The sequence below is a fragment of the Micromonospora sp. NPDC048999 genome (assembly GCF_040649295.1).
Classification (GTDB): domain Bacteria; phylum Actinomycetota; class Actinomycetes; order Mycobacteriales; family Micromonosporaceae; genus Micromonospora.
Genome location: NZ_JBEZFI010000010.1, coordinates 33,170 through 57,822, shown reverse-complemented (window position 1 = coordinate 57,822; position 24,653 = coordinate 33,170). Strand labels below are relative to the sequence as shown.

Here is a 24,653-nt window from a genome sequence, read left to right as displayed (position 1 = left end):
GCGATGCAGTGCCTGCCGGTGTGAACCGGGTCATCGGTGGTCATGAACGTAATGTAGGATTCGGGGTGTGAAAGGGACGCCGGTCGGCGTTACCGGTTGTATCCCGCGCACGATCAGGCGGATCGCATGACCGGGTGGGGGCATACGTGCCGGTGGTTGTACAACACCGCGTTGGAGCAGCGTCAGTTCGCGTGGCAGCAGCGCAAGGCCACGCTCGGGGTGACCGCCCAGTGCGCCTACTTGACCGAGGCGCGTAAGGACTTCGATTGGGTGGCGGATCTGCCGGCGCAGTCCGGTCAGCAGGTGTTACGTAACCTGGATCAGGCGTACCGGAACTGGTGGAACCCGCAGCATTCCGCGGGAGCGCCGACCCGTAAACGTAAGTCGGCGCGGTTGTCGGTTCCGTTTCCCGGTCAGGCGATCGCGGTGCGCCGCCTCAACCGTCGGTGGGGTGTGGTCAGCCTGCCGAAGGTCGGCGGGGTCAAGTTCCGCTGGTCTCGTCCGTTGGGTGGCTCGGTCCGCAACGCGGTGGTGTCCTTCGACGGTGTCGCCTGGCACGTCGGGTTCGGCATCCACGCCGGCGTCACCACGCCCGAAGCGCACGCCCAGCTCGACAGGGTGGTGGGTGTCGACCGTGGGGTGAAGGTCGCGTTGGCGATGTCCGACGGGCGTATGTGGAACCGCACCTTCACCACACCCGGCCAGGAACGGCAGTTGGCCAGGCTGAAGTCGAAAGCCGGCCGGCAGGAGACCGCCCGCCGCAGACGCGGCGCGAGGACCTCGAACCGGGCCCGCAAGATCAGGGCGGAGATTGCCCGGGCCGAGGCGAAGGTCCGTAACCGGCGCCGTGACTTCGTGATGTGGGCGGCGAACCGACTTTGCCATCAGTACGCGGTCGTCAAGATCGAACGGCTTGACATTCAGGCGATGACCGCCACCGCGAAAGGCAGCATCACCGAGCCCGGCAGGAGCGTGCGGCAGAAGGCCGGGTTGAATCGGGCGATCCTCGACAAGGGCTGGGGTCTGTTTCACACGGCCCTGGACAACAAGGCACGTGCCACCGGCACCCGGATTGGTCGGGTGCCTGCCGCGTACACGTCTTGGCGGTGCAGCCGCTGCGGGTACACCGATCGGGACAATCGCGATAGCCAAGCGGTGTTCCGGTGCGGGTCCTGCGGATATGAGGCCAACGCAGACGTGAACGCGGCGATCAACGTCAGGGACGCCGCCGAGGCGGCGTCCCCACTCACCGGGCGGGCAGTCCGGGACAGGAACCGCAAGGCGTCCTGTCGACCACCCACCCAACGCCGACCAAATACGGCGCTGGAAACGGGCATCTCCCGCCTGTTTTAGGCGGGAGAGGATGTCAAAGCGTGGTCAAGTACGCCGACCGACCGGATCCGCGACGGGGTGATCGCCGGGCTGGTCGCGGCGGTCGGCGTGGTGCAGGCCGCCGTCCAGATGCGCGGCCCGGCAGCCTGGTGGGCGAATGCGCTTTTCTACGGCCTGGTCACCGGCGCGGTGTGGCTGGTCGGGCTGAACGTGCGCACGCGCCGGCTCTATGTCCTGACCCTGGAGAGCGGGCGGCCACGCTGGAACGCGAGCGGGAGGCGGAGGCCCGGGCGGCGGTGGCCGAGGAGCGGAGCCGGATCGCCCGTGAGCTGCACGACGTGGTCGCGCACGGCATGGCCGTGATGATCGTGCAGGCCGACGGGGTGCGGTTCACCATCGACCGCGAATCCCGCGACCGCCCGCGAGGCGGCCAAGGTCGTGGCGGACACCGGCCGGCAGGCGCTGGAGGAGATGCGCCGGCTTGTGGGCGTACTGCGGGAGGCGAGCCGGCCGGAGCGGGTGACCGAGCCCGGCTCGGCGGCCGAGCCCGACGACGGCCTCGGCGCCGAGCCGGCGCACCGCCGGCCGGCGGTGGTGGAGCTGCCCGCCCTGCTGGACCGCTTCCGCGCCGCCGGGCTGCGGGTCAGCTACCGTGCCACCGGCGAACCGACGCCCCTGCCGCCGGGTCTGGAGTTGACCGTCTACCGGGTGGCGCAGGAGTCGCTGACCAACGCGCTCAAGCACGCCGGGGTGGGCGCGTCGGTCGAGTTGAGCTTGAACTGGTCCGCGAGCGACGTCGCGGTCCGGGCCGTGGACGACGGGCGCGGCCGGCCGGTGGTCCGGTCGGCGCCGTCCGGCGGGCACGGCCTGCTCGGCATGCGGGAGCGGGTCGGGGTGTACGACGGCAGCCTCACCGCCGGTCCCACGCTGGCCGGGGGCTGGCGGGTCGAGGCGCGGCTACCGCTACCGTCGACGCCGGGCGTCGAGCAGGGGGAGGCGGCATGACCGTCCGCGTGGTGATCGTTGACGACCAGGCGCTGGTCCGCGCCGGGTTCCGCGTGGTGCTGGACTCTCAGCCGGATCTGACGGTGGTCGGTGAGGCGATCGACGGCGCCGACGCGCTGCGGGTCCTCGACCGGGTCGGGGCCGACGTGGTGGTGATGGACCTGCGGATGCCCACCATGGACGGGGTGGAGGCGACCCGGCGGATCTGCGCACGCCCGCCCGCCGAGCGGCCCCGGGTGCTGGTGCTCACCACCTTCGACACGGAGGCGGACGCGTTCGCCGCGCTGCGGGCGGGTGCCAGCGGGTTCCTGCTCAAGAACGTCCCACCGGAGGAACTGCTCGCCGCGATCCGGGTCGTCGCCGAGGGCGACTCGGTGGTGGCCCCGTCGATCACCCGGCGGCTGCTGGACCGGTTCGCCGGTCAGCTTGGCCCCGGCCCGACCGAGGATCCGCGGTTGGCCCAGCTCACCGAGCGGGAACGGGAGATCCTGCTGCTCGTCGCGCAGGGACTGTCCAACGCGGAGATCGCCGCCCGGGTGCACGTCGCGGAGGCGACGGTGAAGACCCACGTTGGCCGGATCCTGGCGAAGCTCCAGCTCCGCGACCGGGTGCAGGCGGTGGTGCTGGCGTACGAGAGCGGCCTGGTAATTCCGGGTGGCTGAACTGGCGTACGACCCGGGTCGTACGGGTTCACCCGGTCAGGGGCGACGCGGGGCGCACCGAGGCCGAGCGGGTAGGTGGAGATCGATCCGGGGGTGCCGCCCATAGCGTCGGAGGCATGCGGATCGGTGGTGACTTCACCCTGGTCATGCCGTGGGGACGGCTCGGCCTCGTCGTCGCGGTGGCGGTGCTGGCCGCGCTGGCCGCCAGCGTCCTCCCGGCCCGGCGGGCGCTGTCCCGGCCGGTGGTGGAGGCGCTCGGCGCGGAGTGACCGGTGCCAGGACCCGGTGAGGGCGATCAGCCGCCCGCGCCCATGGGCTGCTGATTGCCCTCACCGACGTCCGGGGTGCTCGGTGCCGTGGTGCCGGTCGATGGCGGGTTGCTCGGGGTCGAGGGCGGGTTGGTCGGCGGCGTCGTGGTCGGACCGGCCGGGGTGGTCGGCGGCTCCTCCGACGACGGCGGGTCGACGGGCGCGCTCGGGGTACCGGTCGGGGTCGGCGTCGGGGTCGCGGTCTCGGACGGGCGGCTGCCCGAGTCGGGCCAGCGCGGATGGTTGCTCTCCTCGGCGGACACCGATTCGGCGGCTGCCGGCGCGTCGTCGCTGGGGGCGGCGGCCGGCGAGTTGGTCGGGATGGTGGTCGCGGGCTCGCCGGGACTACTGGAGGCGGCCAGCGTCGCGCCGAGCGCGCCCAGCGCCACGAGCACCGCGGCCAGCGCGCCGACGAGCGTCCCCCGCCGGCCCAGACGCACCGGCGACGCCGGTGGCACGACGGGAAGGTCGTCCCTGGTGTCCGTCGCTCCGGCCGCATTTCGCAACCGGGCCGGCACCACCGAGGTCGGCGACTCGGAGACCACCGCGCGGGCGGCGGCGGCCATCGCGGCCCCGCTGGGGAAGCGCTCGGCGGGGTCCTTCGCGAGGGCCCGGGCGACCAGGTCGCGGACCGGCTGCGGAATGTCCGCCGGCAGCTCCGGCGGCTCGTCGTCCAGATGGCGGACGGCCACCTGCAGCGGGTTCTCTCCGGTGAAGGGCGGGCTGCCGGTGAGGCAGCAGTAGGTCACCGCGCCGAGCGCGTAGACGTCGGTGGCGCCGGACACGGGGCGACCGGCGGCCTGCTCGGGGGCCATGTATAGGGCGGTGCCGGGGACCGCGTTCGTGCTGGTGATGCTGGTCACATCCGTCGACCGGGCCACCCCGAAGTCGATCAGCACCACGGTGCCGTTCTCCTGCACCAGGAGGTTGCTCGGCTTCACGTCCCGGTGGACGATGCCCCGGGTGTGCGCGGCATCCAGGGCCTGGGCGACCTGCGCCACGATCGACATCGTCTCGGCGACCTCGAGTCGGCCGGCCGCCTCGATCCGTCTGGACAGCGGCTCACCCTCGACGAACTCCATGACCAGGTAGTCGGCCCGCCCGCCGTCGGGCAGTTCGTCCTCGCCGCAGTCGAAGACCTGCACGACGCCGGGGTGGCGCAGCGCCGCCATGATCCGCGCCTCGGCGCGGAAGCGTGCGATGAAGTCGGGATCGGAGACCAGCGCGGGCAGCAGGATCTTCACCCCGACCTGGCGGCCGAGCACCAGGTCCGTGGCGCGCCAGACGTCGCCCATGCCGCCGGTGGCGACACGGTCGTCCAGGCGGTACCGCCCGCTGAGTACGACCCCCGAAGACAACATCTCCATACCGTACCCAGAGCGGTCGCGAAGTATTTCTCGCGATCTCCCCGTCCCCGGCCGTCCCTGTCGGTGTTGTCGCCGGACGCCTTCCGAATTCCGGACAAACATTCATCTCTCCGGCCGCACGGATTCCGTCCTGGTAAACAGACCATGGTGGGGCTGTGCGTGGTTGGACGGTGACGCTGCGTGTAGGTCGATGCGGTGGTCGCCACCCGCGGAGAGGAGCCGTCTCTTGGTGATGTCGCCGGAGCTGGATCGGGTCACCGTCCTGCGGGACCAGGCCACCGCGGCCGGCCACCTCCGCAGGATCTGCTTCAAGACCGGCCCGCCGACGTTGACCGGTGTCGAGCTGGAATGGACGGTGCACGACGCCGCGGACCCGGCCCGCCCGGTCGACCGCGAGCGACTGCGCCGGGCGCTGGGGCGGCACAGCCCCGTCACCATCGACCCCGACAGCCCCGCTCAGCGGCTCCGGCACGGGGGAACCGTGACCGTGGAGCCGGGCGGGCAGGTCGAGATCTCCTCCGCACCGCGGCCGTCGGTCGCCGCGCTGATCCGGGCCTCCGAGGCCGACGTCGCCGAACTGACCGCCGCCCTGGCCGCCGACGGTCTCGTCCTCGGCAGCACCGGGATGGATCCCTGGCGGGCCCCGCGTCCGGTCGTGGAAACGCCCCGCTACCGGGCGATGCGCTGCGTCTTCGACCGGCACGGCCCGGCCGGTCGCGTCATGATGTACAGCACCGCCGGCCTGCAGATCTGCCTCGACGCGGGGGAGCCGGACCGGTTGACGCGGCGGTGGGCGGCCGCCCATGCCGTCGGGCCGCCGTTGCTGGCCGCGTTCGCCACCGCGGACCGGCACGCGGGCCGGCCCACCGGCTGGGCCTCCGCCCGGATGGCCGCCTGGCTGGCCATCGACCCGACGCGCACCCGCCCGGTCTGGTCGCCCGACCGGGCCGACCGTGACCCGGTCGCCGCATGGACCGACTACGCACTCGACGCACCGCTGCTCTGTGTGCGAGGCGACGGCCCCGACTGGACGCCGCCGGCCGGCGTCACCTTCGCCGACTGGCTGGCCGGAGCGCTGCCCCGCCCGCCCACCAGCGACGACCTGGAATACCACCTCAGCACGCTCTTCCCACCGGTACGCCCGCGGGGCTACCTGGAGATCCGCTACCTGGACGCCCAGCCGGGCCGGGACTGGACGGTGCCGCTCGCGGCGCTGGCCGCGCTCTTCGCCGAGCCGGCCACCACCCGGGAGGCCCTCGCGGTCGCCCTCCCGGTCGCCGACCGGTGGCACGCCGCCGCCCGCTACGGGCTGGCCGACGCCGCGCTGGCCGACGCCGCGGCGGCGCTGCTCGAACTGGCCCTGGCGGCCCTGCCCGGGCTGGACCTGCCGGCCGGGATCCACGAGGAGACGAGCCGAGGAATCCGGCGGCGCCGTGTCGCCGCGGAGAGGAGGCAGCGGTGACCACGACCGAGCGGCCGGGTACGGACAGCGAACGGCTGCGCAGCCGGATCGCGGTGGAGCTGGACCGCAGCCGGGCCCGCACCGCCCTGCTGACCGACGCGGTCGACGACGACGACCTGATGCGGCAGCACTCCACGCTGATGTCGCCACTGGTATGGGACCTGGCCCACGTCGGCAACCAGGAGGAACTCTGGCTGGTACGCGACGTCGGCGGCCGCCCGCCGGTCCGCCACGACATCGACGACCTGTACGACGCCTTCAAGCAGCCCCGCCGGGACCGCCCGGCGCTGCCGCTGCTGCCCCCGGCCGAGGCGCGGGCGTATGTCCGCACGGTCCGGGACAAGGTCTACGACCTGCTCGACGGGATCCGGTTCACCGACCGAAAGCTGGTCGAGGACGGGTTCGCGTTCGGCATGATCGTGCAGCACGAGCAGCAGCACGACGAGACCATGCTCGCCACCCACCAGCTGCGCGCCGGCGGGCCGGTGCTGGACGCGCCGCCGCCGCCCGAACCGCGCGCCCGGGGGGCCGGCGAGGTGCTGGTGCCGGCCGGGCCGTTCACCATGGGCACCTCCACCGACCCGTGGGCACTGGACAACGAACGCCCCGCGCACACCGTCGAGCTGCCGGCGTACGCCATCGACGCGGCGCCGGTCACCAACGGGCAGTACCGGGCCTTCATCGCCGACGGCGGATACGACGAGCCGCGCTGGTGGGGCGCGGCGGGCTGGCGGCACCGGGTCGAGGCGGACCTGACCGCGCCGATGCACTGGCGGCGGGACGGCCAGGGCTGGGCGTACCGCCGGTTCGGCCGCTGGTCACCGGTCCGCGACGACGAGCCGGTGGTGCACGTCTGCTGGTACGAGGCCCAGGCGTACGCGGCCTGGGCCGGCAAGCGGCTGCCCACCGAGGCGGAGTGGGAGAAGGCGGCCCGCTGGGACCCGGCGACCGGCCGCTCCCGGCGCTACCCGTGGGGCGACGGGGAGCCGACCATCGCGCACGCCAACCTGGGCCAGCGGCATCTGTGGCCGGCGCCGGTGGGCGCGTACCCTTCGGGCGCGTCGCCGCTGGGCGTGCACCAGCTCATCGGTGACGTCTGGGAGTGGACCTCGACCACCTTCCGGGGGCACCCAGGCTTCGTCGCCTTCCCCTACCGGGAATACTCCGAGGTCTTCTTCGGCGACGGCTACCGGGTGCTGCGCGGCGGCTCGTTCGGCACCGACCGGGCGGCCTGCCGGGGCACGTTCCGCAACTGGGACCACCCGATCCGCCGGCAGATCTTCAGCGGCTTCCGTTGCGCCCGGGACGCCCGGCCGGATGAATCGCAACCCTGATGTGCCGCCACCTGGCGTACCTCGGTCCGCCGGTCCCGCTGCGCAGCCTGCTGTACGACCCGGCGCACGGGCTGCTGCCGCAGTCCTGGGCGCCGTGGGACATGCGCGGCGGCGGCACGATCAACGCGGACGGCTTCGGCGTCGGCTGGTATCCGGGCGGCGGCGACCCGGTGCGCTACCGGCGTGCACAGCCGCTGTGGAGCGACACCACCCTGCCCGAACTGGCCGCGGCGACGGCCGCCGGGGCGGTGCTGGCCGCCGTCCGGTCCGCGACTGTCGGCATGCCGGTGCAGGAGACGGCCGCCGCGCCGTTCGCCGAGGGGCGCTGGCTGTTCAGCCACAACGGTGTGGTCCGGGGCTGGCCGGACGTGCTGGTGCCGCTCGCCGCCGGGCTGCCGGTCCGCGACCTGCTGACCCTGGACGCGCCGACCGACGCGGCGCTGCTCTGGGCGCTGGTGCGGCACCGGCTGCGCGCCGGCGAGGACCCGGCCCGGGCGGTGGCCGCGACCGTTGCGGCGGTCACCGCGGCCGCCCCGGGGTCACGGTTGAACCTGCTGCTCACCGACGGCGCGACCGTGGTGGCCAGCGTGGCCGGGCACGCGCTGTCGCTGCGCCGTACCCCGGAGTCGGTGCTGCTGGCCTCGGAACCCCTCGACGACGACCCGGGCTGGCGAACGGTGCCGGACGGGCAGTTGGTGGTGGCCACCGCGACCGGGGTGCGACTGCGGGACTTGATGGCCGCCTGACATTTCACGAAAGGGAACCTCATGGGCGCGGAGCCGTTGGAGATCTACCTGGAGGAGCAGGATCTCGGCCGCAGTCTGCGGGAGGACGTACGGGTCGGGCTGACGGCGCGGCCGAAGTGGCTGCCGCCGAAGTGGTTCTACGACGCTCGGGGCAGTGAGCTCTTCGAGGAGATCACCGGGCTGCCGGAGTATTACCCGACCCGGGCCGAGCGGGCCGTGCTGGCCGAGCACGCCGATGAGATCGTCGAGCTGACCGGCGCGAAGACGCTGATCGAGCTGGGCTCCGGCTCGTCGGAGAAGACCCGACTGCTGCTGGACGCCTTCACCCGCCACGGCGAGCTGGGCACGTTCGTGCCGCTGGACGTCTCGGTCAGCGCGCTGCGCCGGTCCACCGGGCAGATCGCGGCCGAATACCCCGGGCTTCGGGTACGCGGCATCGTCGGCGACTTCACCCGGCAGCTGGATCGGCTGCCGGCCGGCGGCCGGCGGCTGGTGGTGTTCCTCGGCGGCACGATCGGCAACCTGCTTCCGGTGGAGCGGGCCGAGTTCCTCACCGCCATGCGCGCCGCGCTGGAGGTCGGCGACTGGCTTCTGGTCGGCACCGACCTGGTCAAGGACCCGAAGATGATCGTGCCCGCGTACGACGACGCGGCCGGGGTGACCGCCGACTTCAATCGCAACGTGCTCCGCGTGATCAACCGGGAGTTGGGCGCGGACTTCGACCCGGCCGGGTTCGCCCACGTGGCGGTCTGGGACCCGGAGCACGAGTGGATCGAGATGCGCCTGCGCGCCGAGCGGCCGATGCGGGTCCACGTGCTGGACCTGGACGTCGAGTTCGCCGCCGGCGAGGAGCTGCGGACGGAGATCTCGGCGAAGTTCCGGCCGGAGCGGATCGCGGCGGAGCTGGCCGACGCCGGGTTCGAGCGGCGGGCGTTCTGGACCGACCCGGACGCGCTGTTCGCCGTCAACCTTGCCCGGGCCGACTGAGCGGGCGCACCGTCAATGGGGCCGCGGCGGTGGCCGGCGGCGAGTGGGCTAGGCTCGGTGGCGCGAAGGGGAGTAGCCCCCAATGTCGTGGTCGACATACTGATGCTCCGCATCCGGCCACGCGGCCTCGGTTTCCGCAGGCGGGCGAGACCTTCGACTCAGGCTGTCGTAGCCGGGTCGAGGGTGTCCCATACCTTCTCCCGGCTTGATCGGGAAGGTTCGGATGGACGGTTTCCTCGTCGCGCTGGTGGTCAGCTTCGGCGTTATCTTCGTTGCCGAGCTGGGCGACAAGTCCCAGCTCATGGCCCTGACGTTCGCCACGCGGTTCAAGCCCCTGCCGGTGCTCATCGGCATCACCGTCGCCACCGCGGTCGTGCACCTGGCGTCGGTGGGAATCGGTTACGGCCTGCACGCCGTGCTGCCCACCAGCTGGATCTCGCTCGTCGCCGGTGTGGCGTTCCTCGGTTTCGGCGCGTGGACCCTGCGCGGCGACAAGCTCACCGAGGAGGAGAAGCGCAAGGCCGAGAAGAGCAGCCGAAACGTCATCATCACCGTCGGTGTCGCCTTCTTCCTGGCCGAGCTGGGTGACAAGACCATGCTGGCCACCATCACCCTGGCCACCAAGTACGGCTGGTTCGGCACCTGGCTCGGCTCGACCATCGGCATGGTGGCCGCCGACGCGTTGGCGATCATGGTGGGCCGGCTGCTCGGCCGGCACCTGCCGGAGAAGGTCATCCGGTACGGCGCGGCGGTCCTGTTCGCCGTCTCCGGCCTCTGGCTGATCCTCGAGGCGGTCAGCAAGTTGACCTGAGCCCGCGCGGGATTCCGGCGCCGCTGGGGACGAACATCTGCGGCGGTCCGGATCAGCGCCTAACGTGACCACGAGAGCCGGACACTGCCCACGAGCGGAGGTCGAGCGCATGAGCAGGCACGACGAGCCCAACGAGTACGGCTTCGCCGGTGACCCGACGGCTCCCGAGCCGCCGCCCGGCGGGCGTCCCGACGAGGAGGACAAGGTCGAGTGGGTCGCGGTGCCGGCTGACGACCTGATGGAGCCGTACGCCGAGGCGGTGGAGGAGGAGACCGAGGAGCGGGAGGAGCCCGAGGAGAAACATCGGGGGTGACCGGGCCGCGTTACGCCGACTCCTCCTGGTAGACGTCCGGCACGCCGTCGCCGTCGCTGTCCCGGCTCTCCCGTTCCGAGATCCGCCGGTAGACCCGGTTACGCCGCACCAGCACCGTGCAGGCGAGCAGGGCGGAGACGAGTGACCCGAGCAGGACGGCTGCCTTCACCCGGTCGTCCTCGGGGCTGCCGGCTCCGAAGGCCAGCTCGCCGATGAGCAGCGAGACGGTGAAGCCGATGCCGGCCAGCAGCGCCAGCCCGAACAGGTCCGCCCAGGTGATGTCCTCGTCGAGTTCGGCCCGGGTGAACCGGGCGAGCAGGAACGTCGAGCCGAACACGCCGACGGTCTTGCCGAGCACCAGTCCGGCGATCACCGCGAGCACCACCGGGTCGGTGATCAGGCCCACCAGGTCCACGTCGACCAGCGACACGCCGGCGGCGAAGAACGCGAAGACCGGCACCGCCAGGCCCGCCGAGACCGGGCGCCACCGATGCTCCAGCCGCTCGGCCAGGCCCGGTCCGTCGCCCCGTCGGGGCCGCACCGGCACGGTGAAGCCGAGCAGTACCCCGGCGACCGTCGCGTGCACCCCGGAGGCGTGCACCAGGCCCCAGGCGAGCACGGCGAGCGGCATGAGCGCCCACCACCAGGTCCGCCGTCGCCGTACCAGCAGCGCGAAGACGGCGATCGGCGCGAGCGCCCCGAGCAACGGCAGGAAGTGGAACTCGGCGGTGTAGAAGACCGCGATGATGATGATCGCGAAGAGGTCGTCGACCACCGCGAGGGTGAGCAGGAAGGCGCGCAGGCCCTGCGGCAGGTGCGAGCTGACGACGGCCAGCACGGCCAGCGCGAAGGCGATGTCGGTGGCGGTGGGGATGGCCCAACCGCGCAGCCCCGTCCCGCCGGCGGCGACGGTCACCGCGACGTAGCACAGGGCGGGCAGCAGCATGCCACCCAGCGCGGCCACCACCGGCAGCGCCGCCCGCCGGGGATCCCGTAGGTCCCCGGCGACGAACTCGCGTTTGAGTTCCAGTCCCACCACGAAGAAGAAGATCGCCAACAGCCCGTCGGCGGCCCAGGCGGCCAGGTCGAGGTCCAGGTGCAGCGGGGCGCCGCCGGACCACGGCACCCAGCCGGCGAGGGTGGCGTACCCGGCGCGCCAGGGTGAGTTGGCCCAGGCCAGGGCGACGACGGCGCCGAGTAGCAGCAGGCCGCCACCGACGGTCTCGGTACGCAGCACGTCGGCCAGGAAACGGGCCTCCGGCCAGGAACGGCGGGCAAACAGGCGTCTCGGCCGGCGGGACGGCGGGGCACCGTTGGTCATGCGGTGGTCACCTCGGGAAAATCGGGGCTGTTGTCAACAATCGCCGACCAGACTTCCCGGCACACCGCCTTTGACCCTATCCGGGCCGGCGCGTCCGTAGCGAATCGGGCCCCGGTGGGACCTTCGTCTCCCGGGGCCCCCGCCGGCCTCAGCGCTGTCCGGGCAGCACCGACAGCGACGCGCCGATGCCCTGGGTGAGCGTCGCCAGTCGCTTGATCAGCTCCTCCGGGTCGGCGTACGGGTCCAGCCCGCGGGCCTCCTCGGGCCGGAGCGCCGGCACGCGGACGTGCGAGATGAGCGGGTGCAGCCGCCGGTGGTCGGTCTCGTCGGGTCCGAACAGGTGCTCGTGGAGCTTCTCACCTGGGCGTAGCCCGGTGTAGACGATCTCGACCGGGGTGTCCGCCTCGGCGGCGAGGCGGCGGGCGACGTCGGCGATGCGTACCGGTTCGCCCATGTCCAGCACCAGCGCCTCGCCGCCGCGGCCGATGGCCGCCGCCTGGAGCACCAGGTGCACCGCCTCCTCGACGGTCATGAAGTAGCGCGTCACCTCCGGGTGGGTGACGGTGATCGGCGCCCCGGCCTTGAGCTGCGCCTGGAACGCGGTCAGCACCGAGCCCCGGCTGCTGAGCACATTGCCGAAGCGGACGCTCAGGTACGACTCGCCGAGCTGTTCGGCGTAGTGGGCGGTGAGCCGCTCGGTGATCCGCTTGGAGTAGCCGAGGACATTGATCGGACTGGCCGCCTTGTCGGTGGAGATGTTGACGAACTGGGCGACGTCGCGGCATGCCTCGAGCACGTTGAGGGTGCCCCAGACGTTGGTCTTGATCGCCTCGCCGGGGTGCCGTTGGAGCATCGTGAGGTGCTTGAGGGCCGCCGCGTGGAAGACCACGTCCGGTTGCCGGTCGGCGACGACCCGGGCGATGGCCTCCGCGTCCCGGATGTCGGCCAGGATCAGCTCGGGGCCGTCCAGCAGCGCCCGGCCGTGCAGCGACATCTGGAGGGCGTGCAGCGCCGACTCGTCCCGGTCCAGCATCATCAGCTCGCCCGGCTCGTTGCGGGCGATCTGCCGGCACAGCTCCGAGCCGATCGAGCCCCCGGCCCCGGTGACCAGGACGCGGCGCCCGGCCAGGCCCTTGCGTTCCACGGCCAGCTCGGCGACCCGGTGTGCCCGGCCGAGCAGGTCGGTGATCTGCATGTCCCGGACGTCGGTGACCGCGACCGGACGGTCCAGCAGCTCCCGCACCGGGGGCAGCACCTTGAAGGCGGCGCCGGCCTGCAGGGCGCGGCCGCGTACGTCGCGCAGCAGCGCGGCGTCCGCGCCGCTCATCGAGAAGATCACCGTACGTGCTCCGGTCCTGCGCACCGCCGCGCCGATCTGCTCCCGGCCGCCCAGCACGCGTAGCCCGTCCAGGCGCAGCATCCGGTTGTCGGGGTCGTCGTCGAGCAGGCCCACCGGCAGGTACCGGCTCTGCGGGTCGCCGAGGAGCACCCGGATCAGCCGCTCGCTCGCCGCGTCCACGCCGTAGACGAGGCACCGTTCGGCGCTGCGTACCGGCCGGCGGTGCCGTTCCTGACGTTCCCGCCACAGCGCGCGACCGGTGGCCATCAGCACCAGGGCTACGGCGCCGCCCACCAGGGGAGTGGTGGCCGGCACCGGATGCTGGGCGAACGGCAGCAGGCCGGCGAGCGTGGCCAGGGCGGCGATCCCGGTGGTGCTGGCCAGGCGGCGGGCCTCGCCGGCGCTGCCGATCGGGTGGCGTCCGTGCGTCCGGAAAGACAGCAGGGTGAGCGCCGCGTGGATCGCGGCGCAGAGCAGCGCCATGGTCAGCGCACGCGCGCACGCGTCGGCGGTGAGCTCGAACTCGTAGCGGGTCCAGGCCGCCCCCAGAAATCCCCCGCACCATGCGGCGGTGTCCAGCGTTAACAGGGAAAGGGTGGCCGCGCGGCGGGTGACCCAGTCGCGGGGTCGGGCGGCCTCTTCGGTGGCGGTGGCTTCGCGATCCATGGTTGCCCTTCACGTCAGATCCGGATTTAGAAGGATTTAGACCGTCTATGCGCCTTGGGTCGTTTACATTCGTCGAGGCGCTTGCTGTGATGTTTAGGCGGTTTGGATCCTGGCACGATTAATGAACGGTTTGGGCGCTTTAGGGGGTTTCGTGCAGTTTCAACGGCTGATCGGCGTGTCGCGAGGGGGAACGTGATGGACGTTCTCAATTACCTGCGCCTGATCCGACGGCACTGGTGGATCGTCCTGATCGCCGTGATGCTCGCTCTGGGCGTCGCCGCACTGACCACGGTCCGCACCCCGGCCCGATACCAGGCCTCGGTGACCTTCTTCGTCACCACCCCCAGCCAGGGCGTCACCGACGCCTACCAGGGCGGCCTCTTCCTCCAGCAACGGGTCAAGTCCTACGCCGACCTGCTCACCAGCGATCGGCTGGCGCAGAGCGTGGTCGCGGAGAGCCCGCTCGGCCTGACCGCGGACCAGGTGCGGGCCCGGATCAGCACCTCCACCGACGCCGGCACCGTGCTGCTGAGGGCCACCTTCACCGACACCGACCAGACCCGTGCCCTGAAGACCACCGAGACGCTCTCCGCCAAGTTCGTCGAGCTGGTGCAGAAGGTGGAGACGCCGCCGGACGGCCGGTCGCCCCTGATCAAGATCGAGGTGGTGAGCGGCCCCCGGGTGACCGCCAGCCCGGTGTCACCACAGCCGGTGCGGAACCTGGCCGTCGGCGGGTTGGTGGGCCTGCTGCTCGGCGCGGGACTGGCCGTGCTGCGCGGAATGGCCGACGTCCGGATGCGGGACGCAGCCGGGCTTCAGCGGGTGACGGGCAGCCCACTGCTCGGCGAGATCCCGTTCGAGACCGGCGCCAAGTCGGCCCCGCTGATCGTCGGCGAGGCGGCCAACTCGGCGCGCGCCGAGGCGATCCGCAAGCTCCGGACCAACCTGCGCTTCGTCGACGTGCACGAGCCGGCCCGGGTCATCGCGGTCACCAGCGCCCTGCAGGGGGAGGGCAAGACCACCATCGCCTGCAACACCGCCATCGCGCTGGCCGAGGCGGGCTGGCGGGTGCTGCTCATCGACGCCGACCTGCGTCGGCCCAGGGCCGCCGACTACCTCGGCCTCGACGGCGCGGTGGGTCTCACCGACGTGCTGGTCGGCGACGTCGAGGTCGGCGACGTGGTGCAGCGGTGGGGGGAGAAGTCGCTGCTGGTGCTTCCCAGCGGCGCCAGCCCGCCCAACCCCAGCGAGCTGCTCGGCTCCAAGGCGATGTCGGACCTGCTGGTGGCGCTGCGGGAGTCGGCGGACATCGTGGTCATCGACACCGCGCCGCTGCTCGCCGTCACCGACGGCGTGGTGGTGGCCGTGCAGGCCGACGGCGCGCTGTTGGTCACCCAGCAGGGGCGGACCTCGCGCAGCCAGGTGGCCGCCGCCACCCGCGCGTTGACTTCCGTCTCGGTCCGTCTGCTCGGTTGCGTGCTCAACATGGCCAAGATCGCCAAGGTGGACGCCTACCAGTACGAGGCGTACAAGGTGGCCGTGCCGCCCGCGCCGTCGGTGCCCGTCGATCGGGCCCGGGCCGGCCGGCAGAACGAGTCCATCGCGGCCAGGGTCGGCGACCGTACCCAGGAACTCACCCGGCTGTCCCGATGAGCGCCAGCACGGGTCGGTCGGACCGCTCGATCTCCTCGGCGCGCCGCCGCCGGTCGGCGGAGTCGCCGACCGGAACGCTCACGTCGCCCGCGTCGGGGCCGGCGGGTCGCCGCCGCCCCCGGGCGCGGGCCGCCACCGCGCGCCGCCCGTGGTACGGGGTGCGTCCCGCCGGGTGTCGGGCGATCACGTCGGGAGCCCGGTCATGAAGATCGGTATTTTGTCCTATCACTTCCCGCCGGAGCCGGCGTTCATCCCGGGGAGCCTCGCCGAGGAATTGGCCACCCGGGGCCACGAGGTACGCGTCCTCACCGGCTTTCCGGACTATCCCGGCGGGCACGTATATCCCGGCTGGCGGCAACGCTGGCGGTACCAGACCCACAGCGAGCGGCTGACCGTGCGCCGGGTGCCCCGCTACGCCGGGGGCGACGGCTCGGCCAAAGCGCGGATGGCCAGCTGGCTCTCCTTCGCCGGCAGCGCGGCGCTCGCCGGCCGCCGTTATTTCGGCGCGGTGGACGCCCTGTACGTCTTCCAGCTTCCGGCGGTGACCTTCGCCGCCGCCGGCCTGTTGCGACTGCTCGGCCGGCTGCCGACCGTGCTGCACGTGCAGGACGTCTGGCCGGAGGAGGACCTGAGCGGGGCCGGCGAGGCCCGTCGGCTCTCCGGACGGCTCGACGCCACGCTGCGCCGGATCTACCAGGAGGCCGACAGCATCGCCATCAGCGCTCCGTCCATGCGGGACCTGCTGGTCTCCGGCGGCACCGAGCCGGACCGGGTGCGGGTGGTGCTCAACTGGACCGACGAGCGGATCTTCCGGCCCACCGAGCCGAGCCGGGCAGCCCAACGGTTGATCCGCCGGGACAACCGCTGCGTGGTCATGCACGCCGGCACCATCGGCGTACGCCAGGGCCTGGAGACCGCGGTGCGCGCGGCGGCGGCGCTGGGTGACCGGATGGACCTGGTCCTGGTCGGCTCGGGGGCAGAGGAGCGGCGGGTGCGGGGGCTCGCCGACGAACTGCGGGCCGACAACGTCCGGTTCGTCGAACGGCGGTCGCCGCTGGACATGCCGGAGCTCTACGCGGCGGCCGACTACCAGCTCGTCATGCTGCGGAACCTGCCGGAGCTGCGCGGCATGGTGCCCGGAAAGCTGCAGGCGGCCCTCTCCTGCGCCTCGCCCGTGGTCGCCTCCGCCGGCGGTGACACGGCGGTGGTCGTGGAGCGCGCTCGGGCCGGGCTCTCCTGCCCACCCGAGGACTGGGCCGCGTTGGCCGACCGGTTCTGGCTGGCCGCGGCGATTCCGCCGCCCGCGCGGGTCGAGATGGGTCGGCGGGGGCGCGACGCCTACCTGCGGGAGATGTCGCTGCGGGCCGGCGTCGACCGGATCGAACACCTGCTCCACGAGGTCACCTCGCGGGGCGCCCGCCCGCGTCGGTGAGACCACTTCGTAGAACAGGACGCGAACCACCAAAAAACCTGATAAGGGCTGAAACTCGCCTACTTCATGCTAGAAAAGCGATTAATCGACAAGCATGTCCGGTTTCGAGGTGGGAGAGTGGTGTGGCGGATAGTGGTGTGTCGCGCCGTCGTCGACGAAGCTCCCGGCGATCGACCCGGGCCCGCGTACGCCGGATCCTGCTCGCCGGCCTGGTGGTCTGCTCGCTGCTGATGACCCTCGGTGGCTGGGTCGCCTTCCGCGGCTGGCAGGCCCGGGCGCACCTGCTCAACGCCGCCGGTCTGGCGCGCGAGTTGAGTTCGCAGGTCGTGGGCGGGGATGTCGATCGGGCCCAGCGCACCCTGGCCGCCCTTCAGGAGCAGGCCGGTGCGGCGCGCAGTGCGACCGGGGACCCGGGCTGGTGGGTCGCCCAGCACGCGCCGTACGCCGGGGACGACCTGGCCGCGGTACGCCAGATCGCCGTGGCCGTGGATGATCTCGCCCGCCGCGCCTTCCCGGCCCTGCTGCGGATCGACCTGGCCTCGCTGGTGCCCAAGAAGGGGAGCCTGGATCTGACCCGCCTCCGCGCGGTGTCCGGCGAGGTCTCCGCCGCCGACCGGGTGGTTCGGGAGACCGGTGAGCGGCTGCGGACGGTGCCGACCGGCCATCTGCTCGGGCAGGTGCAGGATGCGCTCACCGGCCTGCGGACCGAGTTGGACAATCTCGCCGGGCTGACCGCCGCCGCAGACCAGGGTGCCCGACTGCTGCCGCCGCTGCTCGGCGCCGACGGCCCCCGCCGCTATCTGCTCGTCTCCCAGAACCCCGCGGAGTTGCGGTCCACCGGCGGCATGTTCGGCGCGTACGCGGTGCTCAACGCGGAGAAGGGCCGGATCCGGATGGGCCAACAGGACGCGAGTTCCGGGCTGGGGCTGTTCGATCCGCCGCTGCGCGTGGACCCGCAGGTGCGCGAGCTCTGGTCCGACCTGCCGGGGAGGTATCCCGCGGACGTCAACCTCAGCCCGGACTTCCCCACTGCGGCGGCGCTGTACCGGGAGATGGTCCGGCGGCGGACCGGCACGACGGTGGACGGGGTCCTCGCGGTGGATCCGGTGGCGCTGTCGTATCTGCTCGGCGTCATCGGGCCGGTGGCCGTGCCCGGCCGGCCCACGCTGTCCGGGGGCACGGTGGTCCGGACGCTGCTCAGTGACTCCTACCGCACCCTCGACAAGCAGGCGCAGGACGAGTACTTCGGGCAGGCCGCTGCCGCGGTCTTCACCGATTTTTTCACTAAGAGCGTCGACCCTCGCGAGCTTTTGACCGTTTTCAGCCGGTCTGTTGACGAACGTCGGATATTGTTCTGGAGTGACCATCCCGAGGAGCAGCGTGTCCTGGCCGACAGCCGGTTGGCCGGGACGCTCCCCGAGAAGGACACCGTGCCGACCGTTGGCGTGTTCCTCAACGACGGCAGCGGCGCGAAGCTCGGCTACTACCTGAGGTTCTCGGCCAACCTGACGGTCGGCGACTGCCAGTCGGACGGACGCCGGGAGCTGCGCCTGCGCGTCACGGTGCACTCCACCGCGCCGCGATCGGGCCTGAAGGCGTCGGTCACCGGCCTCGCCCTCTCCGGCGATCCGTACACCGCCCGCACCCTCGTGTCGGTCTACAGCCCGACCGGCGGAGCGGTGCTCGGCGGCCGGCTGGACGGGCGGGACAGCGCGATGAGCAGCGGTCTCGACCGTCGCCGCCAGGTCACCGTGGCGACCGTCGAGGTCAAGCCGGGAGGCACCCGCACCCTCGACGTCTCGCTGCTCACCGGGCAGACCGGCGCGGGCGCGGCCGAGCTGGTGCTCACCCCCACCGTCACCCCGTGGACCACCCGAGTTGCCACCGCACCAAGCTGTGAACAGTAGGAGGGAATCCATCATGCGGCTATCCCGCATCATCATGGCGCTCACGGCCGGACTGGCCGTGGCGGCCGTGCCGACCGTGGCCGGGGCGGCCCAGCCGCAGCCGTCGCCGTCGGCGTCGCAGCCACAGCCGTCGTTGTCGCCATCGCAGCCGCAGCCGTCGGTAACGGTCTATCCGCCCGGCCGGGGCCTCGCCAGCCTGACGGTCACCTTGCCGACCATCACCCTCGGCCATACGTTCACGCTGCACGGCAGCGGCTTCGCGCCGGACGAGACGGTGGAGATCGACGTCTCCATCTCGGCGTTGCCGGGCGCAGCCCCCGCAGCGGGAACGGCGCGGCGCGGCGACGGCAGCACGGTGGCGATGGCCGCGGTGGCCTACGCCCGGCCGCTGGACGCCCAGCCGGAGCCGGCACCGCTGCAATTCGAGGTGACCGCCGACGCCACCGGCGCCTTCACGGTCCCCTACCGGCCGACCGAGGTGGGGCGGTACACCTTCTCCGCCACCGGGGAGTCCTCAGGCCTGACGGCCAGCGCGACGGGCACCGTACTTTCGCCGAGAGCGGCGAGCCCGTCGCCGAGCAGCGGGGGAGGTCTCCCGGTGACCGGCTCGAGCCTCAGCACCCCGCTGAAGATCGGTGTCGGCCTGGCGGGCGTGGGCGCGCTGCTGGTGCTGCTCTCTCTGGCCTGGCGGCGGCGCGGCGGCTTCGGGATGGGCCCGCGCTGATCCTGAGCGCGCCGGGCAGGGCCCGGACCAGCGAACGGGTGCCCGCCGGACGACCGTCCGGCGGGCACCGTCCGTGAGCAGGCAATATTCACCGATCACGTTGCACGACAACACGGTCAAATTCGGCTGATGGCATGGACATAAGCCCATGGGCGGATGGTATAGAAATATAGGACTAACCGGATCTATTGCGAATAACGGTCGCAATCTGCTACACGTCCGTCCGCGCGTACATCGAGCGCCGGCCGCCGGCCCGTTCGGCGATCGGCGCTCAGCTAGGAGTAGCCATGTCCCTGTCGCACCGCATCCGTCGGCTGGCCGCCTCCGCAGTGGCCTTGACGCTGGCGCTGGCGGCCGTGTCGGCGCCGGCCGCAGCCCGGGATCCCGTCCAGTCCGGACGAGCCGCGGCCGCCGCACCGGCCGCGGCCACCGCCGCGCTACCCGCGGCGGAGCCGCTCGTCGCCACGCCGAAGCCGGCCAAGCCCGCCGCCCCGGCCGCCCCGACGGCCGCCAAGGAGGGCACCACCGCCGTGGTGACCTGGAAGGCCCCTAAGGACAACGGCAGCAGGATCACCGGGTACGTGATCACCTCGTACCGCAACGGCAAGAAGGCCACGACGCTGTCCTTCGACGCCTCGACGACCAGCCGGAGGCTGACCCTGCCGGCGGCGAAGGGCACCTGGACCTTCACCGTGGCGGCGAAGAACGCCGGCGGCGTCGGCCCGGCCAGCAGGCGTTCCGCCGCGCCCCGGATCCTCGCCCGGCCCACCGCGCCGACCATCATCGCGGCGACTGCCGGCGTCACCATCGCGACGCTGACCTGGCTGCCACCGTCGTCCGACGGCGGCTCGCCGATCACCAACTACGTGGTTTTCCCGTACGTCGGCGGGGTGCGGCAGCCGTCGCAGACGGTGGGGCCGGTCCTTACTGCCATGGTTTCCGGCCTCAACGCGAACGTCACATACACCTTCACGGTCGCGGCACTGACCAGCCAGGGTCTCGGCCCGGAGTCCGCGCCGACCTTTCCGATCCAGACCGGCGTCTCGCCGTCGGTGACCTTCGTCGGCGGCAGCGCCGAGGTGAGCGTCGCCTACAGCGCGACAGTCCAGACCTCCCTCGGCCGGCCGCCCTACGCGTTCTCCATCACCTACGGCAGCCTGCCGCCGGGGCTGACTCTCAACGCCGGCACCGGCACCGTCAGCGGCGTCCCGACCACCGCCGGCACCTATGCCTTCGTGGCCCAGGCCAAGGACAGCGGCGGGCTGCTCGGCAGCCTGCTGATCAGCATCACCGTCGTGCCGGCGCCGCACATCGTGATCACCTCGGTGCCGCTGGCCGAGGTCAACGCCTCCTACTCGTTCCGCCCCACCGTGCTCGGCGGCCTGGCACCCTACACCTGGGCGTTGGTCGCCGGACCGATCCCACCCGGCCTGACCTTCAACCCGTTCACCGGTGAGCTCAACGGCGTGCCCACCACGCCCGGGGTGTACGGACTCAACCTTCAGGTCACCGACGCGGCCGGGCTCACCGACGTCCAAGGACTCACGGTCGTGGTTCAGGCCGCCAGCGTGGTCGCCCTCAGCGGCTCGTCGACGTCGGTCTTCTTCGACAGCCCGGTCACGCTCACCGTCACCATCAACCCCGGCGAGGGCCAGGGCACGGTGACGCTGTTCGACCGGCAGAGCAACGGGGTGACCGTCAACCTGGGCGTGCAGACCGTGGTGCTCAACAAGGCGAGCTTCGCGGTGAAGCTGCCGACGTTCGGCCTCAACCAACTCACCGTCCGGTACAACGCCACCAACACCAACGCCGTCGTCACCTCGAACGAAGTCGACGTCCAGGTCAACGGGCGGCCGGGGCAACTGCTCGTCGACCAGTTCCGGCAGTCCGGCCTCGCCGGCCCGCTGGACCAGTACGTGGTGCTCTACAACAACACGTCTATCGACATGCCGTTGGCCGGCGTGCAGGTGCAGGGCTCCGGCGTCTCCTGGACAGTTCCCACCAGCGCGCAGCCGCTGAGCCCCAGGCGCGGCTACCTGGTCGCCGCCCCCAACCTTTCGCTTGCGGCGCAGTATCCGTCGGACCTGACCGTATCCAACCTCGGGCCGGCGCAGAACGACACCGGCATCCGGCTGCGGGTGCCGGACGCCGCCAACACCATCACCGACGCCGCCGGCAGCCTGCCGGGCTACTCCACCGGCACCGCGCTGCCGGCGTTCACCAGCCCGCCGACCGTGCGCAACGCCTGGATCCGGCTGCGGGTCGCCGGCCTGCCGCAGGACACCCGGGACAACAAGACCGACTTCCGGCTCGTCGCGACGGTGTTTGGCCCGATCAACGGGGTGCCGTCCATCCTCGGCACGCCCTCCCCGCTGCGGCAGTTCGGCCCGTACCAGCAGAGTGACCTGCTGCAGACCACCTTGCTCGATCCGAGCCAGGGCGCCAACGCGGCACCCAACCAGGAGGTCGTATCGGCCACCGGCAGCACACCGCGGCAGCTGATTATCCGCCGGACGGTCACCAACCGGGGCGTGACGCCAGCCTCCCTGGTCCGAATCCGGATCACCGCGTTGAGCCAGACCAACGGGGCGCCGATGCCGGGCTCCCCACCCCCGGCGAACCCGGCGCAGCTGCGGCTTGCGAATCCGACGACCTCGACCGGCAGCTTCGTCGTCGGTGGCCGGACGCTCACCGTACAGAATCTCAGCATGGACTTCCCCGCCACGGATCCGCCCGGCGGCGGGCTCTCCACCACGCTGACGGTGTCGCTACCGGTCGGTGGCCTGGCACCCGGTCAGTCTGTCAACGTCGCGCTGACGTTCTACGTGGACCAGGGCGGCACCTTCTGGGTCGGCTGGGACATCGATGCCCTCGGCGCCGGTCCCGTCACACCGCCCAGCTCGGCGACGGCCTTGGCGGTCACCGCCGCGAAGGAGCAGGCGGCCAAGAAGGCCGCGCAGCAGGCGGCGAAGAGCCGCAAGCTGACCAACGTCAAGGGCACGCTGCGGCACTGATCCGATCGCGGCGTCGGGTGGGAGGCGACCGTGCCTCCCACCCGACGCCGTCCGCGTCCCTGATCGTCGTACGAGGTGTGACATGCCAATCAGATCCGCCTACGGGCTGCACATCCGCGGTCTGGACGCCGTCGCCGAACTGCCGGCCACGGCGTACCCACCCGCCAGGAGCCGAACCGTGACGGTGCGCCAGCGCCACGCCCCGCCCCCCGAACCCGCACCCCTGGACGCCGACCGGGTGGTGCGGGTGCTCACCGACGGCCGCACCCTGGACCTGCACCGGCGGCGCGGCACCGCCACCTTCTACGGCCCGCCGCTCGCCCCCGACGTGCTGGCCCACCCGTATCTCGGCCCGGTGGCCGTCATCGTCAACCGCTGGGCCGGGCGGGAGACGTTCCACGCCGGTGCCTTCGTCCACGCCGGACGGGCGTGGGTCGTGCTCGGTGACCGTACCGCCGGCAAGAGCAGCCTGCTCGCGGCGCTCGCGGCCCGGGACGTGCCGGTGCTGGCCGACGACATCGTCGTCCTCGACGGCGGCGACGTGCTCGCCGGCCCGCGCTGCGTCGACCTGCGCGAGCCGATCCCGGGCGTGGACCTCACCACCCGCCCGGTGCGCCAGGACACCCGGCTGCGGATCACCCTGCCGGCCGTGCCACAGCGGCTCCCGCTGGGCGGCTGGATCTTCCTGGGCTGGGGCGAGCGGCTGGCGCTGACGCCGGTGGGCCCGGCGGAGCTGTTGGCCCGGCTCGCCGCCCGGCGCTCGTTGCCCGAACTGCCCTCGGACCCGGCCGGGCTGCTCGCGCTCGCCGGGCTGCCCGGCTACGACCTGACCCGGCCCCGGGACTGGGCCGTTCTCGACGCCACCTGCCGGCTACTGGACGCCGTCCTCGCCCCCGCCGAGGCGCCGCGGTGACCGACGCCGCCACCCCCAGCATCGATCTCGGCGTCGGGATGGCGCTGCGTTGCCTCGCCCTCGACGCCGCCGCCGCGGCCGCCGTCGACACCCTCCACAAGGCCGGTGTCGATAGTGTGCTGCTCAAGGGTGCGGGGCTGGCCCGGCGGCTCGGTGCCGAGCGGCTCTACGCCGACGTGGACCTGTTGGTCGCGCCGGCCGCGTTCGGCCGTGCCCAGGCGGCCCTCGCCGCCGCCGGCTACCGGCCGCATGTCGGCGACGAGCTGCCCGCAGAGGGGGACGCCTGGCACCAGCGTTCCTGGTACGCCCCCGGCCCGCTGTCGCTCACCGTGGACCTGCACCGCGGCTTCGCCGGCGTCGACGATCCCGAGGAACTCTGGCGGGCGCTGCGCGCCGGGGCGGAACCCATGGCGCTGGGCGGCGGCACGGTGCTGGTGCCGGACACGGCGGGCTGTGCCCTGCTGGCGGCCCTGCACGCGGCCAGTCCCGGCCGCTTCGTCAAGCCCGCGGCCGACCTCGCCCGCGCCCTTGACGTGCTGCCCGCCGACGCCTGGCCGGCGGCGGCCCGTATCGCCGCCCGCTGCGCCGCCACACCCGCGTTCGCCGTGGCGATGTGGCTGCTGCCGGCGGGCGTGACGGTGGCGGCCCAGCTAGCCCTGCCCGTGTCCGGCCCGCCGCTACGCTGGCTCACCGCCCACCGGGCCACGCCGACCGCGATCACCCTGGCCCGGCTCACCGAGCTGCCGGGCTGGCGGCGGCGGCTGCGCCATCTCGCCCGCCTCCTGCTGCCTTCTGCCGGCTACCTGCGCCACGTCGACCCGCGCGCCCGGACCGGTCCGAGCGGGTTGCTGCTGGCCCACGCGCGACGGTACGGCCGGCACACCCGCACGCTGCTGCGGGCGCTGCGCGAGCTGCGTACCGCCCGGAGGATTGGCCGTGGCTGACCCGGTACGCGCGCTGCGCGCCCTGATCCGGGTGACCCGCCGGCACGGGCCGCCCGGCCTGGCCCTGGTGGCCTGGACGATGCTGGCCTGCCGGCGGGTGCGCCGACAGCTCGCCCGGGGCGGCCTGGACGCCGTACGCATCCCCGCCCCGCCGGCCGGCGGCACCGACGCGCTGGTACGGCTCGCACTGCTTCGCTGCGGCGGCAACTGCCTGGAACGCTCGCTGGTGCTGCAGCGCTGGCACGCCCGGCGCAGGGTCGACCGGACGGTGGTCATCGGGGTGAGTCCACCCGGCGCCGGCTTTCACGCCCACGCCTGGCTCGACGGCGACCCGGACCCGCACCGGCGCGAGCTGATGGAGATCCTGCGCCGCCCCGCCCCACCCACCTGGCTGTAAGGAAGGGCCCCCTGTG

21 protein-coding genes and 1 pseudogene are annotated in these 24,653 nt (G+C 72.6%); 18 read left to right on the top strand and 4 right to left on the bottom strand.

Going from position 1 to position 24,653, the window contains the following annotated elements; translation table 11 throughout:
* The first annotated feature begins 96 nt into the window (after positions 1 to 96).
* From AB0C02_RS14365 to AB0C02_RS14350, 4 genes and pseudogenes are all read left to right on the top strand, one after another.
* A complete protein-coding gene (locus AB0C02_RS14365; protein ID WP_357548127.1) occupies positions 97 to 1,353 on the top strand; it encodes a transposase in 1,257 nt (418 codons plus the stop codon).
* A gap of 17 nt (positions 1,354 to 1,370) precedes the next feature.
* Positions 1,371 to 2,337: pseudogene (locus AB0C02_RS14360) on the top strand (histidine kinase); the annotation flags it as partial.
* Positions 2,334 to 2,999, top strand: a complete 666-nt coding sequence (locus AB0C02_RS14355; RefSeq protein WP_357548125.1) for a response regulator transcription factor — start codon at positions 2,334 to 2,336, stop codon at positions 2,997 to 2,999. The pseudogene AB0C02_RS14360 and the gene AB0C02_RS14355, both read left to right, overlap by 4 nt.
* Positions 3,000 to 3,115: 116 nt before the next feature.
* Positions 3,116 to 3,268 carry a hypothetical protein gene (locus AB0C02_RS14350; RefSeq protein WP_357548124.1) on the top strand — a complete coding sequence of 51 codons (153 nt, stop codon included), beginning with the start codon at positions 3,116 to 3,118 and terminating at the stop codon, positions 3,266 to 3,268.
* A gap of 26 nt (positions 3,269 to 3,294) precedes the next feature.
* Here AB0C02_RS14350 and AB0C02_RS14345 read toward each other — a convergent pair whose 3' ends face one another.
* Positions 3,295 to 4,674, bottom strand: coding sequence for a serine/threonine-protein kinase (locus AB0C02_RS14345; RefSeq protein WP_357548123.1), 1,380 nt, complete (start codon positions 4,672 to 4,674; stop codon positions 3,295 to 3,297).
* A gap of 226 nt (positions 4,675 to 4,900) precedes the next feature.
* On the opposite strand from AB0C02_RS14345, the gene egtA reads away from it, so the two are divergent.
* The 6 genes from egtA (at position 4,901) to AB0C02_RS14315 (ending at position 10,327) form a co-directional block, all read left to right on the top strand.
* The gene (gene egtA, locus AB0C02_RS14340) at positions 4,901 to 6,136 is read left to right on the top strand and encodes an ergothioneine biosynthesis glutamate--cysteine ligase EgtA (RefSeq protein ID WP_357548121.1); all 1,236 of its coding nucleotides are present in this window, start codon (positions 4,901 to 4,903) and stop codon (positions 6,134 to 6,136) included.
* Entirely contained in the window at positions 6,133 to 7,470 is a 1,338-nt protein-coding gene (gene egtB / locus AB0C02_RS14335) for an ergothioneine biosynthesis protein EgtB (RefSeq protein ID WP_357548120.1), read from the top strand. Before egtA ends, egtB begins: the two co-directional genes overlap by 4 nt.
* Positions 7,470 to 8,216 carry an ergothioneine biosynthesis protein EgtC gene (gene egtC / locus AB0C02_RS14330; RefSeq protein ID WP_357548118.1) on the top strand — a complete coding sequence of 249 codons (747 nt, stop codon included), beginning with the start codon at positions 7,470 to 7,472 and terminating at the stop codon, positions 8,214 to 8,216. The genes egtB and egtC overlap by 1 nt, the downstream gene beginning before the upstream one ends.
* Before the next feature lie 21 nt (positions 8,217 to 8,237).
* Complete coding sequence (gene egtD, locus AB0C02_RS14325; protein WP_357548114.1) at positions 8,238 to 9,203, top strand: L-histidine N(alpha)-methyltransferase; 966 nt, start codon at positions 8,238 to 8,240, stop codon at positions 9,201 to 9,203.
* Between the two features lie 223 nt (positions 9,204 to 9,426).
* Positions 9,427 to 10,014: a TMEM165/GDT1 family protein gene (locus AB0C02_RS14320; RefSeq protein WP_357548330.1), complete on the top strand. Its 588-nt coding sequence runs from the start codon at positions 9,427 to 9,429 to the stop codon at positions 10,012 to 10,014.
* 109 nt (positions 10,015 to 10,123) lie between these two features.
* A complete protein-coding gene (locus AB0C02_RS14315) occupies positions 10,124 to 10,327 on the top strand; it encodes a hypothetical protein (RefSeq protein WP_357548113.1) in 204 nt (67 codons plus the stop codon).
* Positions 10,328 to 10,337: 10 nt separating this feature from the next.
* Here the strand turns inward: AB0C02_RS14315 and nhaA are convergent, their stop codons facing one another.
* A complete protein-coding gene (nhaA, locus tag AB0C02_RS14310) occupies positions 10,338 to 11,648 on the bottom strand; it encodes a Na+/H+ antiporter NhaA (RefSeq protein WP_357548111.1) in 1,311 nt (436 codons plus the stop codon).
* Positions 11,649 to 11,796: 148 nt separating this feature from the next.
* Positions 11,797 to 13,653 (bottom strand): polysaccharide biosynthesis protein, encoded by a 1,857-nt coding sequence (locus AB0C02_RS14305; protein ID WP_357548109.1) that lies wholly within the window; start codon positions 13,651 to 13,653, stop codon positions 11,797 to 11,799.
* Positions 13,654 to 13,848: 195 nt separating this feature from the next.
* Between AB0C02_RS14305 and AB0C02_RS14300 the strand changes: the two genes are divergently transcribed.
* A complete protein-coding gene (locus AB0C02_RS14300) occupies positions 13,849 to 15,306 on the top strand; it encodes a polysaccharide biosynthesis tyrosine autokinase (RefSeq protein WP_357548107.1) in 1,458 nt (485 codons plus the stop codon).
* Here AB0C02_RS14300 and AB0C02_RS14295 read toward each other — a convergent pair.
* Complete coding sequence (locus AB0C02_RS14295; protein ID WP_357548105.1) at positions 15,287 to 15,493, bottom strand: hypothetical protein; 207 nt, start codon at positions 15,491 to 15,493, stop codon at positions 15,287 to 15,289. The genes AB0C02_RS14300 and AB0C02_RS14295 overlap by 20 nt on opposite strands.
* Positions 15,494 to 15,508: 15 nt before the next feature.
* On the opposite strand from AB0C02_RS14295, the gene AB0C02_RS14290 reads away from it, so the two are divergent.
* From AB0C02_RS14290 to AB0C02_RS14260, 7 genes are all read left to right on the top strand, one after another.
* Positions 15,509 to 16,738, top strand: a complete 1,230-nt coding sequence (locus AB0C02_RS14290; RefSeq protein ID WP_357548102.1) for a glycosyltransferase family 4 protein — start codon at positions 15,509 to 15,511, stop codon at positions 16,736 to 16,738.
* Positions 16,739 to 16,875: 137 nt separating this feature from the next.
* Complete coding sequence (locus AB0C02_RS14285; protein WP_357548100.1) at positions 16,876 to 18,645, top strand: DUF4012 domain-containing protein; 1,770 nt, start codon at positions 16,876 to 16,878, stop codon at positions 18,643 to 18,645.
* A 13-nt stretch (positions 18,646 to 18,658) separates the two neighbouring features.
* Positions 18,659 to 19,369, top strand: a complete 711-nt coding sequence (locus tag AB0C02_RS14280; protein ID WP_357548098.1) for a hypothetical protein — start codon at positions 18,659 to 18,661, stop codon at positions 19,367 to 19,369.
* 287 nt (positions 19,370 to 19,656) lie between these two features.
* Positions 19,657 to 22,383, top strand: coding sequence for a putative Ig domain-containing protein (locus tag AB0C02_RS14275; RefSeq protein WP_357548095.1), 2,727 nt, complete (start codon positions 19,657 to 19,659; stop codon positions 22,381 to 22,383).
* Between the two features lie 82 nt (positions 22,384 to 22,465).
* Entirely contained in the window at positions 22,466 to 23,296 is an 831-nt protein-coding gene (locus tag AB0C02_RS14270; protein ID WP_357548094.1) for a hypothetical protein, read from the top strand.
* Positions 23,293 to 24,240 carry a nucleotidyltransferase family protein gene (locus AB0C02_RS14265; protein ID WP_357548093.1) on the top strand — a complete coding sequence of 316 codons (948 nt, stop codon included), beginning with the start codon at positions 23,293 to 23,295 and terminating at the stop codon, positions 24,238 to 24,240. The genes AB0C02_RS14270 and AB0C02_RS14265 overlap by 4 nt, the downstream gene beginning before the upstream one ends.
* A complete protein-coding gene (locus AB0C02_RS14260; protein ID WP_357548091.1) occupies positions 24,233 to 24,637 on the top strand; it encodes a lasso peptide biosynthesis B2 protein in 405 nt (134 codons plus the stop codon). The genes AB0C02_RS14265 and AB0C02_RS14260 overlap by 8 nt, the downstream gene beginning before the upstream one ends.
* Positions 24,638 to 24,653 lie beyond the last annotated feature (16 nt).

Excerpts from the sequence above, each read along its gene's own strand:
- AB0C02_RS14355 (WP_357548125.1), top strand. The coding sequence starts at position 2,334 with ATGACCGTCCGCGTGGTGATCGTTGACGACCAGGCGCTGGTCCGCGCC.
- AB0C02_RS14350 (WP_357548124.1), top strand. The coding sequence starts at position 3,116 with ATGCGGATCGGTGGTGACTTCACCCTGGTCATGCCGTGGGGACGGCTC.
- AB0C02_RS14345 (WP_357548123.1), bottom strand. The coding sequence starts at position 4,674 with ATGGAGATGTTGTCTTCGGGGGTCGTACTCAGCGGGCGGTACCGCCTG.
- egtC (WP_357548118.1), top strand. The coding sequence starts at position 7,470 with ATGTGCCGCCACCTGGCGTACCTCGGTCCGCCGGTCCCGCTGCGCAGC.
- egtD (WP_357548114.1), top strand. The coding sequence starts at position 8,238 with ATGGGCGCGGAGCCGTTGGAGATCTACCTGGAGGAGCAGGATCTCGGC.
- AB0C02_RS14320 (WP_357548330.1), top strand. The coding sequence starts at position 9,427 with ATGGACGGTTTCCTCGTCGCGCTGGTGGTCAGCTTCGGCGTTATCTTC.
- AB0C02_RS14315 (WP_357548113.1), top strand. The coding sequence starts at position 10,124 with ATGAGCAGGCACGACGAGCCCAACGAGTACGGCTTCGCCGGTGACCCG.
- nhaA (WP_357548111.1), bottom strand. The coding sequence starts at position 11,648 with ATGACCAACGGTGCCCCGCCGTCCCGCCGGCCGAGACGCCTGTTTGCC.
- AB0C02_RS14305 (WP_357548109.1), bottom strand. The coding sequence starts at position 13,653 with ATGGATCGCGAAGCCACCGCCACCGAAGAGGCCGCCCGACCCCGCGAC.
- AB0C02_RS14300 (WP_357548107.1), top strand. The coding sequence starts at position 13,849 with ATGGACGTTCTCAATTACCTGCGCCTGATCCGACGGCACTGGTGGATC.
- AB0C02_RS14290 (WP_357548102.1), top strand. The coding sequence starts at position 15,509 with ATGAAGATCGGTATTTTGTCCTATCACTTCCCGCCGGAGCCGGCGTTC.
- AB0C02_RS14280 (WP_357548098.1), top strand. The coding sequence starts at position 18,659 with ATGCGGCTATCCCGCATCATCATGGCGCTCACGGCCGGACTGGCCGTG.
- AB0C02_RS14275 (WP_357548095.1), top strand. The coding sequence starts at position 19,657 with ATGTCCCTGTCGCACCGCATCCGTCGGCTGGCCGCCTCCGCAGTGGCC.
- AB0C02_RS14270 (WP_357548094.1), top strand. The coding sequence starts at position 22,466 with ATGCCAATCAGATCCGCCTACGGGCTGCACATCCGCGGTCTGGACGCC.